This window comes from Myxococcaceae bacterium JPH2 (assembly GCA_016458225.1).
Lineage (GTDB): Bacteria > Myxococcota > Myxococcia > Myxococcales > Myxococcaceae > Citreicoccus.
Genome location: JAEMGR010000005.1, coordinates 654,746 through 671,296, shown reverse-complemented (window position 1 = coordinate 671,296; position 16,551 = coordinate 654,746). Strand labels below are relative to the sequence as shown.

The 16,551-nt window shown below is 70.9% G+C and carries 10 protein-coding genes; 6 read left to right on the top strand and 4 right to left on the bottom strand.

Annotated elements, in window-relative coordinates:
* Positions 1 to 188: 188 nt before the first annotated feature.
* Entirely contained in the window at positions 189 to 3,593 is a 3,405-nt protein-coding gene (locus JGU66_11615) for a VWA domain-containing protein (GenBank protein MBJ6761414.1), read from the top strand.
* A gap of 118 nt (positions 3,594 to 3,711) precedes the next feature.
* Here the strand turns inward: JGU66_11615 and JGU66_11610 are convergent, their stop codons facing one another.
* Both JGU66_11610 and JGU66_11605 read right to left on the bottom strand, forming a co-directional pair.
* Complete coding sequence (locus JGU66_11610; GenBank protein MBJ6761413.1) at positions 3,712 to 5,475, bottom strand: peptidase M14; 1,764 nt, start codon at positions 5,473 to 5,475, stop codon at positions 3,712 to 3,714.
* Positions 5,476 to 5,516: 41 nt separating this feature from the next.
* The gene (locus JGU66_11605; protein ID MBJ6761412.1) at positions 5,517 to 6,452 is read right to left on the bottom strand and encodes an MBL fold metallo-hydrolase; all 936 of its coding nucleotides are present in this window, start codon (positions 6,450 to 6,452) and stop codon (positions 5,517 to 5,519) included.
* A 136-nt stretch (positions 6,453 to 6,588) separates the two neighbouring features.
* Between JGU66_11605 and JGU66_11600 the strand changes: the two genes are divergently transcribed.
* Together JGU66_11600 and JGU66_11595 are read left to right on the top strand one after the other, a co-directional pair.
* Positions 6,589 to 8,049 (top strand): HAMP domain-containing protein, encoded by a 1,461-nt coding sequence (locus tag JGU66_11600; GenBank protein MBJ6761411.1) that lies wholly within the window; start codon positions 6,589 to 6,591, stop codon positions 8,047 to 8,049.
* Positions 8,046 to 9,464 (top strand): sigma-54-dependent Fis family transcriptional regulator, encoded by a 1,419-nt coding sequence (locus tag JGU66_11595; protein ID MBJ6761410.1) that lies wholly within the window; start codon positions 8,046 to 8,048, stop codon positions 9,462 to 9,464. Before JGU66_11600 ends, JGU66_11595 begins: the two co-directional genes overlap by 4 nt.
* Here JGU66_11595 and JGU66_11590 read toward each other — a convergent pair.
* Positions 9,448 to 9,891 (bottom strand): tetratricopeptide repeat protein, encoded by a 444-nt coding sequence (locus JGU66_11590; protein ID MBJ6761409.1) that lies wholly within the window; start codon positions 9,889 to 9,891, stop codon positions 9,448 to 9,450. The genes JGU66_11595 and JGU66_11590 overlap by 17 nt on opposite strands.
* A gap of 134 nt (positions 9,892 to 10,025) precedes the next feature.
* Between JGU66_11590 and JGU66_11585 the strand changes: the two genes are divergently transcribed.
* Entirely contained in the window at positions 10,026 to 10,616 is a 591-nt protein-coding gene (locus JGU66_11585) for a hypothetical protein (protein ID MBJ6761408.1), read from the top strand.
* A gap of 540 nt (positions 10,617 to 11,156) precedes the next feature.
* On the top strand, positions 11,157 to 11,741 hold the full coding sequence (locus JGU66_11580; protein ID MBJ6761407.1) for an RNA polymerase sigma factor: 585 nt from the start codon (positions 11,157 to 11,159) through the stop codon (positions 11,739 to 11,741).
* 3 nt (positions 11,742 to 11,744) lie between these two features.
* Here JGU66_11580 and JGU66_11575 read toward each other — a convergent pair whose 3' ends face one another.
* Positions 11,745 to 13,796 (bottom strand): hypothetical protein, encoded by a 2,052-nt coding sequence (locus JGU66_11575; GenBank protein MBJ6761406.1) that lies wholly within the window; start codon positions 13,794 to 13,796, stop codon positions 11,745 to 11,747.
* Between the two features lie 239 nt (positions 13,797 to 14,035).
* Between JGU66_11575 and JGU66_11570 the strand changes: the two genes are divergently transcribed.
* The gene (locus JGU66_11570; GenBank protein MBJ6761405.1) at positions 14,036 to 16,531 is read left to right on the top strand and encodes a heavy metal translocating P-type ATPase; all 2,496 of its coding nucleotides are present in this window, start codon (positions 14,036 to 14,038) and stop codon (positions 16,529 to 16,531) included.
* The last annotated feature ends 20 nt before the right edge of the window (positions 16,532 to 16,551 follow it).

Below are 16,551 nucleotides of genomic sequence, written 5' to 3'. Positions count from 1 at the left end.
ATGACGATAGCCGAGGCCTCCCAACGGACGTCCAGACAGCCCAATCGGAATCCATCGGCGGGGCTGGATCGCCACCTTCCAGGTACCGACGCACCCCTCGTCCAAAAGGGGGACTTACATCGGTTTTCGAGCACAGCCGGCCTATCATTCAGCCCTCCGAACCCCCCTTCTCCGGAGCGATGACACCTATGCGCAATTGGATCCGACTCCTCTCCGGCCCCTTGCTGGCAGCTGCGCTGCTGGCCGGGTGCGGCGGTGATGACCCACCCATCAATCCCCCTCCAGGCCCCGACGTTGACGGTGGCGTCGACGCGGGCATCGACGCTGGGCACGTCGACGAAGATGCCGGCGTCATCGTTGACCCCGATCCGGACCCGGGCAAGGTCCCCACGGACGTCGAAAACAAGAACAACGCGAACCTGGACTCGGACTGTGACGGTCTGACGGACCAGGAAGAGTTCTCGACCGTGTACGCGAACGGCCTGAAGACGGATCCAGGCCTGCGCGACACCGACGGCGACGGCATCCGCGATGGCGTGGAGCTGGGTCGCACGACGACGGTTTCCACCGACCCGAGCTGCGTCTTCCGCGGTGATGCGGACCCCACGACGCGCACCTCGCCGGTGAAGGTGGACACAGACGGTGACGGACTCCCGGATGGCCTCGAGGACGCCAACCGCAACGGCAAGCGCGACACCACCGAGACGGACCCCAACGCGGTGGACTCGGACGGTGACGGACTGGCGGACGGCGTCGAGGACGCCAACAAGAACGGCTCGGTGAGCCCCGGCGAGACCGACCCGCGCCTGCGCGACACGGACAATGACGGCCTCGCGGATGACGTGGAGCTGCGCACCAAGACGGATCCGCTCAAGCCGGACACCGACGGCGACACCTGCCGCGATGGCGACGAGGACAAGAACCACAACGGCGTGAAGGACGCCAACGAGTCGGATCCGCGCCTCGCGGGCGACTGCGCGGCCACCGTCCTTGACTCGGACTTTGATGGCATCCCGGACAGCGTCGAGTCCGCCACGGGCACGGACCCCAAGAACAACGACACGGACGGCGACGGCGTGTCGGACGGCATCGAGGACGAGAACCACAACGGTCGCGTGGACACGAACGAGACCGACCCGCGCCTGACGGACTCGGACTGCGACGGCCTGCAGGATGGCCCGGGCCGCAACGGCTTCCTGGGCGAGGACCCCAACTCGAACGGCAAGGTGGACCAGGGCGAGACCGACCCGACCAACCCCGACACGGACGGCGACGGCCTGTCGGACGGCCTGGAGCGTGGCGTGGCCACGTCCGCGGCCCCGCGCACCAACTGCGGCTACAAGGGCGACGCGGACCCCACCACGAAGACGGATCCGCTCGACAACGACTCGGACAACGACGGCATCCAGGACGGCGCCGAGGACTCCAACCAGAACGGCAAGGCGGACCCGGGCGAGCTGGATCCGCGCAACCCCGCGGACGGCGCGTCTTCCACGCCAGCGGGCCGCGCGTGCAGCACGCAGAACCTGCGCACAGTGAGCTTCAAGGAGGACAGCGGCGTGGACGTGCGCCTGGCGCTGCCCAACACCTTCAAGACCGCCAACATGGTGGACGTGAAGGACTCGGCCAACCGCACCGTGGGCATCATCGGCTGGGATGACACCAAGCAGGTGACGTTCATCGCCTACAAGCGGGGCCAGGTGGGCAGCAGCACGACGCCCGCGGCGGACGAGACGGGCATCCGCGCGGCCGTGCCGGAGCTGAACGCGGCGGTGACGGAGTTCACCCAGACGTTCAAGACGTGGGACGGCTTCAACGCGCTGGCCGCGCGCTACACGCAGGCCAACACCTCGGACCTCAAGACGTTCACCAACACGCTGGCGCGGGGCCTGGTTCCCACGAGCACGGGCGCGCTGGCGGGCGCCGCGGGCATCGCGGGGCCGTTCAAGGTGCAGGCGCAGTACGTCCACCGCTCGGACAAGAGCGTGCTGACCGTCATCGCCATCACCCCGGCCTCCAAGTACAACGACGCGGGCAGCCTCTTCTCCATGGCGGACACGGCGGGCGGCACGGCGCTGGCGCAGTTCGGTGACGCGGACGCCGTGCAGTGCGAGGTCTTCACCGCCAACCAGGCGGTGGTGGACTTCCTCTTCGTGGTGGACGACAGCGGCTCCATGGCCGCCTCCCAGGCGTACCTGGCGGACGCGGCCACGGCCGTGGCCAACAAGCTGAGCAACTCCACGCTGGACTGGCGCGTGGGCATGGTGACGACCAGCTACCTCACGGCGGGCAAGGACAACACCGACGTGCTGCGGCCCTTCACCAACAACATCCAGCAGTTCAAGGGGTGGCTGACCAAGGACGCGGTCTGCAACAACCAGGTGTGCGCGGTGAAGTCCACCACGACGCCGACGACGTACACGCCGATCACCGGAACCACCTGCGTGGACAACAAGCAGTGCTGGGTGGGCACCGGCGGTGATGCCCGCGAGCGCCTCCTGGAGTCCGCGCGCGCGGCCATCAACAAGGCGACGGCGGGTGGCGCGGCGGACACGCAGATTCGCGCCAACGCCCAGGTGGCGGTGGTGCTGCTGACCGACACGCGCGACCAGTCCGACGACAAGCTGAACAGCACGATTCAGGACTACACGCAGTTCTTCCTGAACACGGGCATCACGGCGGGCGCGACGAAGAACCCGCTCAACCGTCCCATCCAGCTCCACGGCATCATCTGCCCGCCGGATGGCGCGAAGTGCGACTCGTCCGAGGACAACACCAACCCGCGCCACCTGGACGTCATCCAGAACACGGGCGGCGTCTACGGCAGCATCCGTGACTCCACGTCCATCACCAACACCATCAACGCCATCGTGGACAGCGTCATCGCCTCCGTGGGCTACAAGACGCTGAAGCCGCCCATTGGCGCCTCCATGAAGGTGGCGGTGGCGGAGGTGGCCAACGCCACCACGTGCCCGACGATTGGTGACATCCCGCGCAGCCGCGTGAACGGCTTCGACGTGGACGGCATCAACGGCACCGTGTCCTTCTACGGCGCGTGCCGTCCGAAGACCCCGGGCACCACGCAGTCGGCCGTGTCGTACCGCTACTGGGTTGACCGCACCACGGGGACGGACGGCAACCCGCCGCCGTGCTCGTCGGACACGGGCTACTACGACCCGTCGCAGGCGGACTTCTGCAAGGGGCCGCTCGTCTGCAACCGCGCCACGGACAAGTGCGAGTGCCCGGCGGACTGCGGCACCACGGGCTCGCCGGGGCAGGTCTGCAACACCGACCGCGACGTCTGCAAGTACAGCTGCGCTCCGGACTGCGGCGGCGCGTGCGGCACCTTCGAGACGTGCAACTCGGCCACCTGCGCGTGCACCTGCGTGCAGACGGCCTCGTGCGCGGCGGGCTTCAAGTTCGACGCGAACGCGTGCGGCTGTGTCTGCGACACCGGCGCGCTGAACTGCGGAGCGCACTACCAGGCGGACGCCAACGCGTGCGCCTGCGTCTGCAAGCCGCAGTGCGGTGGCTGCGGCCCGAACGAGGTCTGCAACCAGAACACCTGCGTCTGCGAGAAGCCCATCGGTTGATGAGCGCCCGTCACCCCCGGGCAAGCCTGCCCGGGGGCTGACATGACAGAGGCCCTCGCCCCAAGCCAGACCGCCTGGCGGGGACGAGGGCCTCGGTTTTTTCAGCGGGCCGCGAGGACTAGCGCGCGGCGGTGGGCGCGGTGGGCGCCGCGCTCATGCGGAACACCGGGTACAGGCGGAAGGCCGGGTCGAAGGCGGGGTGCCGCTCGGCGAAGAAGCGCAGGCGGGCGCGCGGGTCCTTGGCGAAGGCCGGGTCCTTGAGGCGCTCCTCCCACTCGGCCTTCACGCGGGCGTCCTTCGCCAGCAGCTCGCGCGCGAAGGGCTCCACCACGTAGTCCTCGATGTACTCCTTCTGCTCGAACGCGTTGTTGAACAGGCCCCAGGCCGCCCACGAGTCGGCGCCCGTGGGCTCCAGGATGTGCGCCACGAGTTGCACGCCCTTCTGCGCGGTCGGGACGTAGAGCGTGCCAGCGGGGATGGCGCGCGACTCGCGCGTCCACGCGCCCTTGAGCACCGCGCCCTGGCGTCCCTCGAAGGACCGGGCGTTGAACTGGACGTCGGTGGCGCGGAAGACCTCCACGTCGGTGGGCGAGAGGGGCTTCGTGAGCCGCTCGAAGCGCAGCCCGTGCGCGGTGAGCTTCTGCGCCGCCCAGGCCGCGTACGCGGGAGGAATCAGGTAGCCGCCCGCGGGCAGCGACACGGTGAGCCCGGGCTTCACCTCGTCGAAATAAGGCACGGTCCACACCTGCGGCTTGGACTCGTCGTAGCGGACCCACTGCTGGCCGGACAGGTCGGACAGGCCGCGCTCATACGCGTAGCCGCGGAAGGCGATGGGGTGGTTCTTCTGCGTCGCCTCCCAGGAGAGCACCGCCTCCTTCACCTGACCGGACTCGGCGCGGGCGTCCTCCGCCTTCACCGCGGCCTGGAGCGCGGCGCCGTTGCGCGCCACCTGCTGGAGCATGCTGGCGAGGATGTCGCGCGTGGTCTTCACGCGGTGCGCGTAGGGCTTCCACGAGTGCGTCTCCACCAGGACTCCGAAGCGGCCCTGCTGCAGCCAGTAGCCGTGGCTGAAGCGCGGCGGGGCGATGCCGTACGCGAAGCCGCTGGCCGGGTCATCGTCCTGGCGGAACGACGGGTAGAACTCCACGGGCAGGTGGCCCTCGGACTCCAGCACCTGGAAGAGGTCCTCGCGCAGCTTGACGCCCAGCGGGCGCAGCGACTCGGGGCCACCCTTCTGCGGCTCCAGCGAGACGGACACGTCGTGCTCGAACTTGGCGCCGTCCGTGACGTGCAGGTCCAGGTACACGAGCGGATCCCACGCGTTGAGGTACGTGAGCAGCGCGCCCATCTCGGGCGCCTCCGCCTTGATGTAGTCGCGGTTGAGGTTGTAGCCCTGGCCCGTGACGCGGAAGCCCATCTCCTCGGGGCCGCGCTGGTTGGGCCGGTTGTTGGCGCCGAAGCGCTCGTGGCCGTCCACGTTGAAGATGGGGACGAAGACGGCGGTGACGCCCTTGAGGACGTCCGGCTGCTCCTTGCCGGAGAGCAGGTCGCGCAGGAGCCAGTAGCCCGCGTCCTTGCCGTCGATTTCGCCCGCGTGGATGCCGCCCTGGAAGAAGACGACGGGCCGGTTCTTCTTGCGCGCGGCGGCGGGCGTCAGCGTTCCATCCGCGCTGGCGATGAGCGCGAGAATCGGACGTCCCTCGGGCGTGGTGCCCACGGTGTCGCACTTCGCCTTGCCCGGGTAGGCCTTGGCGAAGGCGCGGCACAGCGCCTCGGACTCGGCGGCGCGGCCGGTGCGCAGCCAGCCGCTTTGTTCGGAGAGGGTCGTGAGGGGAGGAGGCGCCTGGGTGAGCGCCACAGCGACGAGTGCGGGCAGGAGCATGGGCTCCTCAGAACACAGAGCCCCGCCATGCTCAACCGCGCTCAGCCCTGTCTGACGGTGAGAGAGGCTCCCACCGCGAGCACATGCATGCGCTCGCGCGGCCAGCCGCGGCGGTGCCACTCGGCGTCCAGCCGGACGGGGGGCTCGTCGAGCGGCTCGTCGGTGAGCTTGAAGGTGCCCCAGTGCATGGCGAGGAACTCGCGCGCGCCCAGGTCCTCGAAGGACTGCGCGGCCTCCTCGGGGTTCATGTGTTGGCGGCTCATGAACCACGCCGGGTCATACGCGCCAATGGGCAGAAGGGCCGCGTCGAGGCCCGGGAAGCGCCGACCAATCTCGCGGAAGCCCTCGAAGTAGGCCGTGTCGCCGGAGTGGTACACGCGCGCACTCGAGCCCTCGATGACGAAGCCGCCCCAGAGCATCTCGTTGACGTCGTTGAGGCCGCGGCGGCTCCAGTGCTGCGAGGGCACGAAGTGCACCGTGACAGGGCCCACCTGCGTCGAGCGCCACCAGTCCAGCTCGGTGACGGGCAGGTGGCTGCCGCGGAAGACGCGCTCGTGCCCCAGTCCCGTCACGATGGGCGCGCCCACGCCCTGCAAGGTGGGCAGGTCCAGGTGGTCATAGTGGTTGTGTGACACGAGGCTCGCGCTGATGGGCGGAAGCTTCTCGATGGGGACGCCGGGCGGGACGTTGCGGTGGATGACGACGTTGATGGCGTCGCGCAGCACCGGGTCGACGAGGAGCGAGACGCCATCCAGTTGCACGAGCCAGCTCGCGTGTCCGAGCCACGTGAGGCGCGCGCCCTCGCCCGGAGCGGGTGGCGTAGCGAGCACGGCGAGGTCCGGCTCCACGCGCGGGACGGGGGCGCGGTCAGGAGACTTGCGGCGCTTGCCCGTGACCTTGTCCAGGAAGGCCCACTTGAAGACCGTGTTGAACGGCTGCGGTCCGCTGCCATCGAGGTTCTTGAAGCGCAGGGCCATGAGCGGCTCCTCCCCAGACTCTCGTCATGCTCGCCCGGTGCCCGGACGCGCAAGCGGAATGATGAACGGAGCGGGTGGGGTGTTCGCGGACACTGGGTCCGGGCGCGACGCCCCCGTGCCTTGTATACAGCCCCGGATGCGGCCCTCTGCTGGAAGCACGACTCGGAAACTGCTGCTCGCCTTTGGTGCGCTGGTGGCCCTGTTCGCCGCGGCGTCGGGGTTCGCGCTCGGTCGGCTGTCGGACATCCACGAGGGCTCGCGCACGCTGCGCGAGGCAGGGGGCCGGGTCCGCGACGCGCTGGAGTTGGCCACCGCCGTGCGCGACGAATACGCCCACCTGGCGCACACCGTCATCCTGGGCAATGCCAGCCATGTGCGCTTCCACAGCGAGGCGCGCGCGAGGGTGGAGGCGCTCACCCGCAAGCTCTGGGACCAGGCGCAGGACGCGGAGGAGCGCGCCTGGGTGGCGGACATCCAGGAGTCGGGAGACGCGTTGGATCGGCTGTACCGGGAGAGCTTGCTGCCCGCCGTGCTGGCCAAGGACCAGGGCGCGGTGACGGCGGCGCACGGGCACGCGCTGGAGAAGGTGAACATCATCCAAGCGCGGGCGGACGCGCTGGCCAGTCGCTTCGATGCGTCCATTGGCCGGTTCGAGGACCACGTGGGCGCGGTGGAGCGCGCGAGCTTCCGCTGGGCGCTCTTGTTCCTGGGCGGGGCCACGCTGTTCGCGGCGGGCGTGGGGGTCTACATCGGCAACTCGGTGGCGCGTCCGGTGGCTCGGCTGTCCGAGGGTGCCCTGCGGCTCTCCCAGGGCGACCTGCGCACGCGCATCCCCGAGGATGACCCGGGGGAGCTGGGCCAGCTGGCCGCGCAGTTCAACCGGATGATGGAGGCGGTGCGCACGCACCAGGAGCAGTGGGTCCAGCACGAGAAGCTCGCGGGAATCGGGCGGCTGGCGGCGGGCGTGGCGCACGAAATCAACAACCCGCTCGGCGTCATCCTGGGGTACGTGCGGCTCCTGCAGCGCAAGGCCGAGGGCGGGCTGGCGGAGGACCTGAAGGTGGTGGAGGAGGAGGCGATGCGCTGTCAGGACATCGTCGAGGGGCTGTTGGACTTGTCGCGTCCGGGCCGGGGGCCGCTGGAGCGGGTGCCGCTGCGCGAGGCGTGCGAGGACGTGGTGGGCCGGCTGCGCGAGGCGGAGCGGCTGGGCAACGTGAAGGTGTCGGTGGAGGGCGAGGCCGCGGCGTGGGTCCAGCCGCCTCGGCTGCGGCAGGTGCTGCTCAATCTGGTGAAGAACGCCGCGGAGGCGGCGGGAGAGGGAGGGCGTGTGGAAGTGCGCATCGAGGCGGGTGGGGACGGAGCGGCGAGCGTGGCGGTATCGGACTCGGGGCCGGGGATGAAGCCGGACGAGCGCGCGCGGTTGTTCGAGCCGTTCTTCACCACCAAGCCCACGGGCACGGGGCTGGGGCTCGCGGTGAGTCAGGCCATCGCGGAGGCCCACGGCGGACGCATCGAGGCGGACACCGGTCCGCTGGGCGGCGCGCGCTTCACGCTGCGGTTGCCTCCTCCCACGAGCGCGCAGGAGGCGCTGTCATGAGTGAGCCTCGGCCGCAGGTGATGGTGGTGGATGACAAGGAGAACATGCTGAAGCTGTTCTCGCGCATCCTCGGAGACGCCTACGAGGTGACGCCGGCCGCGGACGGCACGCGCGCGCTGGCGCTGCTGGCCTCGCGCGAGTTCGACGTGGTGGTGACGGACATCCAGATGCCCGGCGCGGATGGCTTCGCGGTGCTGCGCGAGGTGAAGCGGCGCGCGCCGGACACGGAGGTGGTGCTCGTCACCGCGTTCGCCAGCATCCCGAAGGCCGTGGAGGCCATGCGCGAGGGGGCGTATGACTATCTCTCCAAGCCCTTTGACCCAGACGAGGTCGCGCTGGTGGTGGCGCGCGCGCTGGAGCGGCGACGTCAGCGGCGCGAGGCGGCGGGACTCCCGGCGCGGCTCGCGGCGGCCCCGGACTTCCACGGCCTGCGCGGCACGAGCGCGCCCATGCGTCAGCTCCATGCGTTGCTGGCACAGGTGGCGGCGCGCGACCTGACGGTGCTGCTCACGGGCGAGACGGGCACGGGCAAGGAGCTGGCGGCGCGCGCGGTGCACGCGGAGAGCGCTCGCGCGGCTCGGCCCTTCGTGGCGGTCAACTGTGGCGCGCTGCCGGCGGAGTTGGTGGAGAGCGAGCTGTTCGGTCACGCGAAGGGCGCCTTCACCGGCGCCACGGCCGCGAAGGCCGGGCTCTTCGAAGAGGCTCACGGCGGCACGCTCTTCCTGGATGAGATGGGTGACCTGCCGCTGCCCGTGCAGGTGAAGCTCAACCGGGCCTTGCAGGAGAAGGAAGTGCGCCGCGTGGGCACCACCGCGCCGGTGAAGGTGGACGTGCGGGTGGTGGCGGCGACGCACCGAGACCTCCAGGCGGAGGTGGCGGCGGGCCGCTTCCGCGAGGACCTCTACTACCGGCTCAACGTGGTGACGGTGCGGCTGCCCGCCTTGCGCGAGCGGCGCGAGGACATCCCCTTGCTGGCGATGCACTTCCTCGCGCGCGCGGGTCGGCCGGAGCTGGAGGGCTTCACCCCCGAGGCCCTGCGCGCGCTCACCAGCGCGGCGTGGCCGGGGAACGTGCGCCAGTTGGAGAACGCGATGGCGCGCGCGGCGGCGGTGGCGGTGGGGCCTCGCATCCAGCGCGAGGATCTGCCGCCCGAGCTGGACTCGGGACTGAGCGCGACTCGGAGCCCTGTCACGAGCGCGGGGACCTCCTCGGAGTCACTGGCCCGGCTGCCCTACCGCGAGGCGGTGGACAGCGCTCGGGACTCGGTGTCGCGCGACTACCTGGCGGCGCTGATGCAGGAGTTCGGCGGCAACGTCACGCACGCGGCCGAGCGCGCGGGCATGGAGCGCGAGAGCCTGCATCGCTTGCTGAAGCGTTACGGCGTTCGCTCGGACGACTTCAAGCGCGCCGAGTAGCGTCCTCCGCCAGCGCGCGGTCGAGCGCCTCGGCCTGTTGGCGCGCCTGGGCATCGGAGCCCTGGAGCACACGGGCCAGGTGCTCGCGCGCGCGGCGAGGCTCCGTCTTCGCCAGGGCCAGGGCGAGGTGCAGGTTCGCGGCGGGGTGCGTCGCATGGACCGCCACCACGGGGGCGAGCACCTCCCGGGCTCGCGTGTCCTCGCCGCGCTCCAGGTAGGTCATCGCCAGGTCGCAGGCGGGCCCCGGCTCGGTGGGCGCGCGGGCGTGGGCACGCTCCAGCAGCTCACGCGCGGCATCGCGTTCGCCCAGCAGGTCCAGGGCCCTCGCCAGCCCGTGGAGGACTTCGGGCGCGTCCGGCGCGGCCTGGAGTGCCTCCTCCAGCAGGGCCCTCGCCGCTGCCGCGTCCCCGGCCTCCAGCCGGGCCATTCCCTCGCGATACAGGTTCGTCTCCACCGTGGCCTCCTCCGCGTCTCGCGGTGCGTCATTCCCGCGCCGCGCAACTTTCGTCTCGCCGTGTGCGAAAAACCAATACATCGCAGCTTTCTCCCCCTGCGCCTCCCATGCTCATCCGCAACGACCGAGTTCCCGCCCGTGCCCCGGTGAGTTCCCGCCCGGGGTCTCCCACCGCGACCAAGGCCGCGAAGGCCCCGGCCGCTTCGCCTCATGCGCGGGACGCCTTCACCCCGGGCACCTCCGCCACGCAGCGCACGGCCCAGGTGTCCGCGGCGCCGGCCGGTGACCATGGCGCGCTGATGCACGAGTACCTCACGGGCGCCCGTCCGCCCCCCGCCGACTTCGCGCAGGTGATGGGCTACACGCCCTACGCCATCCAGACGAAGCACGGCACGCGGATGCAGGACCCGTATGGCGACGCGTCGTCACCGGGGAAGATTGGACCGACGAAGGAGTTCGATCCCGCCGCGAAGACGCACGACTACGGCTACGACCTCCTGCGGTACTACGCGCGCAAGGGCACGCCCCTGGCGCCCGAGGCCCGCAAGGCCGCCGATGCGCAGTTCCGCAACGACCTCTTCGACTACGCCAACGACCAGAAGAGCGTGGGCGCGCGCTGGAAGTACCGCACGTGGGCGCAGATCTACGCGACGGCGGTCGAGCTGAACTCGCGCCGCCAGAACTACGGCCCTCCCTGAGCGAACGCTTTCATCCCTCAGCACCCCAGCGCCCGCCGCGAATCCCGCGTGCGGGCGCTGCGCTGTTCAACGACCTTCGAGCTGTGCTCTCGCCGTCAGCGCGTCGTCCGTTCGCTCCACGGGCCGTAAGTCGAGCCTCCGTGATGCGTTGGCCCGAGTGTTCTGCTCGATGAGTTCGCCCCGCTGTGACTCCGCCCCAGTCGTCTTGAACGGCACCCGGAACGTCACAGTGTGATGTGTCCGGTCACAGTCCGGGCAGGCGAGTCCCCCACAAGTCCCTGGAATCGTGAGCGGGCGATGCTGGTACGTCGCTTGCGATACGGCCGCGCCATGTCCGCTCCCGTCGGCTGCTCGGTCGAGGAGTCCGGGAGGCAGGTGCGGTCGTCTCGGCGCATGCCGTTGCCTCGGTGGGTCCACGAGGCGCGTGCGCGCACGAGGGTCGGTGGGCAGGATGAACGTCGAGCGGGTCTCGGCCCGGCGAAGGCATGGGCCTGTCGCGCGCGGCCCGGCCCGGAGGAAAGGAACGCGGGTGGCGCAGTGATGGAGTCAGGTCAGGGGCAGGAGTCCGCGAACATCGCGCGGGACGACTCGGGCGAGGTCATCCGAGCGCTGGTGGACAACCACCGCCGCTTCTTGTCGTTCCTGGAGCGGCGCGTGGGCAGTCGCGCCATCGCCGAGGAGCTGTTGCAGGCCGCCTTCGTGAAGTCGCTGGAGAAGGGCGGGATGCTGCGGGATGGCGAGGGCGCGGTGGCGTGGTTCTACCGGCTGCTGCGCAACGCGCTGGTGGACCACTACCGTCGTCAGGCCGCGGAGGGTCGCGCCCTGGAGCGCGAGGCCCGCGAGGCACAGGAGGCGAGTGAAGACCCGGAGCTGAAGGTCGCCGTCTGCGCGTGCGTGGGCGACCTGCTCTCCACGCTCAAGCCCGAGTACGCGGACATCGTCCGCCAGGTGGACCTGGAAGAGCGCGCCGTGCCCGAGGTCGCGCGCGAGGTGGGCATCACCGCCAACAACGCGGGCGTGCGCCTGCACCGCGCTCGACAGGCCCTGCGCAAGCAGCTGGAGCGAAGCTGCGGCACGTGCGCCTCGCACGGCTGTCTGGACTGCGCCTGCCGCTCCAAGCGCTGACGCTCACCGCATGCAAGCCGCCGCATCGTCGCTGTTGCCCGAGATGTTCAGCTGCTCGGGCGCGCCGGCGTAGGTCCGTTCGGCCAGCGTGGTGGCGAGGCAGGTGGGCAGCTTGGGGTTGTTCTCGATGGAGAGCGTCGCGCTGACGCGGGCCAATCCCCCCAGGTCGAGCCGCAGGAGGTTGAGGTTGCCGAAGAGCGTGAACTCCTCCACCTCCCGCAGGTTGCGCAGCGGCTCCAGCGTCGTCAGGGACGCATTGCTGGTCACCTGGAGCGCGCGCACGTACCGCAGCCCCCCGAGCCCCTTGAGCCCCTCGAGGAAGGGGTTGTTGTGGAGGAAGAGGCGCTCGTTGAGGGCCTGGAGCCGAGGCATCCCCGTGATGCTCACCAGTGACGCGTTGCTCGACACGTAGAGCGTGTCCAGCGACTGAAGTGAGAGGAAGTCGCCCACGAACTCCAGGCTGCCGTTGCTGGAGAACTCCAGGAGCCGCGCATGGTAGAGGTTCGTGAGCCCCTGCGTCGTCTTCAGCTCCGGGTTGCTGAACACCTGGAGCACCTCGACGGAGTCGAGCGAGTCCAGCCCCACGAGGCTCCTCAGGTGGGCATTGTTCCGGATGTTGAGCGCGCCCCCGATGCGCCGCAGGGCGTCCAGCCCCGTCAGGTTCGGGAGCGCGCTGTTGTTCCAGATCGTCACATCCGCCTGCGCCGACTGGAGCCGGGGGAAGGGGATGCTCTGCAACTGGGGGTTGTCCTGGAGGACGAGCGAGCCGAGCAGGTTCTCGACCATGCTCATCTCACCGGGCACCCGCAGGTTGGCGTTGTTGTGCACGTTGATGCTCAGGCGAGGCACCATGAAGGCCATCCCGCCCAGGCTCGCCAGCGAGGGGTTGTTCTCGACGTGGAGCGACCCCTGCACCCACCACTCGCTCTTGGTGCCTTGCTCGGGCGCGCGCTGCGGACCCAGCTCCAAGGTCTCGAGCCGCGTGTTGTTGCGCACGATGACGTCGGCCTGCACGAGTCGCAGGCTCGGGAGCTGGACGCGCTCCAGGCGGAGCGTGTCCGTGATGCTCAGCGCGCCCTCCACGGTCGTCAGCGCGGGCAGCTTCACCTCGGTGAGCTCCTTGCCCACCAACTCCAGCCCGCCCACGATGCGCGCGACGCCTTGGAGCGCCGCGAGGTCCGCCGGACCACGCACCACGTAGGTGCCCTCCAGCGTGGGCGCGGCCTCGCACACCGTGGCGAAGGTGCTGGCCTCGGCGTCCTCGAGCTGCCCGTTTTCGTCGCGGTCCTCCCCCACGAGCACCCGCGTGCCGCCCAGGGCGCAGACCTCGCCCGCGGGCTCGGGGCGGGTTCGCGCGAGGACGCGGGCCAGCGTGGTGTCGCAGATGCCTGTCACGGCGCGCACCTCGGTGGGGTCCAGCACCTGGTTCGCGTTGGTGTCGGGGCCCGCCTCCACGAGCACGCCCGCGCGGACGCAGGCGACGGGGGGCTCGGTCGGGCTCAGTCGGACGAGCACGGGCGCGGGCGTGAGGCACGCCACCGTCGTCCGGGTGACCTCCCCCTCCGCGAGCTGTCCGTCCGCGTTCGTGTCCATTCCGGCGGAGGTCTCCTGGCCACCATTCGCGCAGCGGGCATCGGGCCCGAAGCTGCGCGTGCGCACCAGGACCTCGGGCGTCCGCGAGGCGCAGAGGTACTCGGTCGCCGTCACCTCCGCGTCGTCGAGCCGCCCGTTCGCATCCAGGTCCAGGCCCGTCTGCACGGCCTGTCCGCCCCACTCGCAGTGGGCCCCGGTGGGCTCCGGCAGGACGCGGGTGCGCGCGGCGAGCGGGGTGGCCGCGCAGACGTAGGTGGTGCTGGTGACCTCGGCGTCATCGAGCTGGCCGCTCTTGTCCGTGTCCAGGCCCGTCTGCACGGCCTGTCCGCCCAGGGGACAGTTCTCTCCCGGCGGCTCGGCGAGGGTCCGCGCGCGCGAGGCATGCGCGGGGCTGATGGAGATTCCGTCGCATCCGCTGATGACCAGGGCGCACACGGCCCAGGTCCCCCAAGTCCCACGCATCACGCAGCTCCCCAGACGGCGCGGTGCCCTCGAAAGCGAGGGGCCGCCCCCTTGCCCGCCTCGGAGTACGGAGCGAGCCCGGACTCCGGGTCGTTTTCGGCCCGAAGGCGCGCAGCCTGCCCGGTTCCCGAGGCGGCGGGGAGGCAAACCGATGGTTCCCCCCGGCACTTTCGCGCTTACCCCTGTGTAAGAGGCCGCCGGGTGCTCCGTTGGCCGGGATGAAAAGGAGCTGAACCGACATGTCGTCCCGCCCGCACGCGCACTCCCACGCTCACGCCGACCCCCATGGCCACGCGCATCCGCCGACCCCCGAGGTCGGGGAGCCCGCCATCGACCCGGTCTGCGGAATGAAGGTGGACCGCCACGCCCCCAAGGGGGGCAGCCTGGAGCACGACGGCCACACGTACTTCTTCTGCAACCCGAAGTGCCGCGAGCGCTTCCGCGCCGACCCCCGGCGCTTCCTGGAGCCCGCCGCCGCCGAGCCCGCGCCGGCCGCGCCCCCGGGCACCGCGTACATCTGCCCCATGGACCCCGAGGTCCGGCAGGACCACCCGGGCGCGTGCCCCAAGTGCGGCATGGCGCTGGAGCCCGAGTCGCCGCCCGTGCTGGAGGCGCGCGTCGAGTACACCTGCCCCATGCACCCCGAGGTGGTGAGCGAGCACCCCGGCGCGTGCCCCAAGTGCGGCATGGCGCTGGAGCCGCGCACCGTGCTGCCCGAGGAGCCGCCAGACCCCGAGCTGCGCTCGATGACGCTGCGCTTCTGGGTGGGCGTGGCGCTGTCCGTGCCGCTCCTCATCCTGGCCATGTCGGACATGATTCCGGGGCAGCCGTTGCAGCACGCGGTGTCGCCCGCGTTGCTCGCGTGGGCGCAGCTGGTGCTGGCCACGCCGGTGGTGCTCTGGGGCGGCGCGCCGTTCTTCCAGCGCGGCTGGACGTCGGTGCGCAACCGGCACCTGAACATGTTCACCCTCATCGCGCTGGGCACGGGCGCGGCCTACGTCTTCAGCGTGGTGAGCACCCTGTTCCCCCACGCGCTGCCCGAGGGCGCGCGCACCGGCCACGGCGGCACGGCGCCCGTCTACTTCGAGGCGGCGGCGGTCATCGTCACCCTGGTGGCGTTGGGGCAGGTGTTGGAGCTGCGAGCGCGGCACGCCACGTCCGGCGCGCTGCGGGCGCTGTTGAGCCTGGCCCCGGCCATTGCTCGGCGCGTTCGGGAGGATGGCCACGAGGAGGACGTGCCGCTGTCTCACGTGCACGTGGGGGACAGGCTCCGGGTGCGCCCTGGCGAGAAGGTCCCGGTGGATGGCGTGGTGCTGGAGGGCGCCAGCGCGGTGGACGAGTCGATGGTGACGGGCGAGTCCGTGCCGGTGGAGAAGTCGGCGGGCGCGAAGGTGACGGGCGGGACGGTGAACGGCACGGGCTCGTGGGTGATGCGCGCGGAGCGCGTGGGGCGTGACACGCTCCTCTCTCGCATCGTCCAGCGGGTGAGCGAGGCGCAGCGGACCCGCGCGCCCATCCAGCGGTTGGCGGACAAGGTGGCCAGCGTCTTCGTGCCGGCGGTCATCGCGGTGGCGGTGCTGACGGCGGCGGTGTGGGCCATCTGGGGCCCGGAGCCGCGGCTGGCGCATGCGCTCGTCAACGCGGTGGCGGTGCTCATCATCGCGTGCCCGTGCGCGCTGGGCCTGGCCACGCCCATGTCCGTCATGGTGGGCACGGGCCGAGGCGCGGGCGTGGGCGTGCTCATCAAAGACGCGGCGGCGCTGGAGCGGCTGGCGGCGGTGGACACCCTGGTGGTGGACAAGACGGGCACGCTGACGCAGGGCAAGCCCCAACTCGTCACGGTGCTTCCCGCCGCGGGTCTGGATGCGTCGCACCTGCTGCGGCTGGCCGCGAGCCTGGAGCGCGGCAGTGAGCATCCGCTCGCGGCGGCCATCGTGGCCGGTGCGCAGGCGCAGGGCGTGGTGCTCGCGTCGGTGGAGGGCTTCCAGTCCCACACGGGGCAGGGCGTCACCGGGCGCGTGGACGGAACCGATGTCGCCCTGGGCAACGCGGCGCTGATGAACGCTCGCGGCGTGGACGCTCGGGCCCTGACGGAGCGCGCCGAGTCCCTGCGCGCGGAGGGCCAGACGGTGGTGCTCGTGTCGGCGGGCGGACGGCTGGCGGGGCTGTTGGGCGTGGAAGACCCGGTGAAGGACACCACGCCCGAGGCGCTGGCGCAGCTTCGCTCCGAGGGCCTGCGCGTGGTGATGCTCACCGGCGACAGCCGCACCACGGCCGAGGCGGTGGCGAAGCGGCTGGGCATCACCGAGGTCATCGCGGGCGTGCTCCCGGACGGGAAGGGAGACGCGGTGCGCAAGCTCCAGCAGGAGGGGCGCGTGGTGGCGATGGCGGGGGACGGGGTGAACGATGCCCCAGCGCTCGCTCAGGCGGATGTGGGCATCGCCATGGGCACGGGCACGGACATCGCGATGGAGAGCGCGGGCGTGACGCTGGTGAAGGGAGACCTGCGCGGCATCGTCCGAGCGCGCCGGTTGAGCGAGGGCGTGCTGCGCAACATCCGGCAGAACCTCTTCTTCGCCTTCATCTACAACCTGCTGGGCGTGCCCCTGGCGGCGGGCGTCCTGTATCCGGTGTTCGGCCTGCTCCTGAGCCCCATCTTCGCCAGCGCGGCGATGAGCCTCTCGTCGGTGTCCGTCATCGGAAACGCCCTCAGGCTGCGTCGGCTGAAGCTCTAGCGCACGCCGGGCGCGGGTGA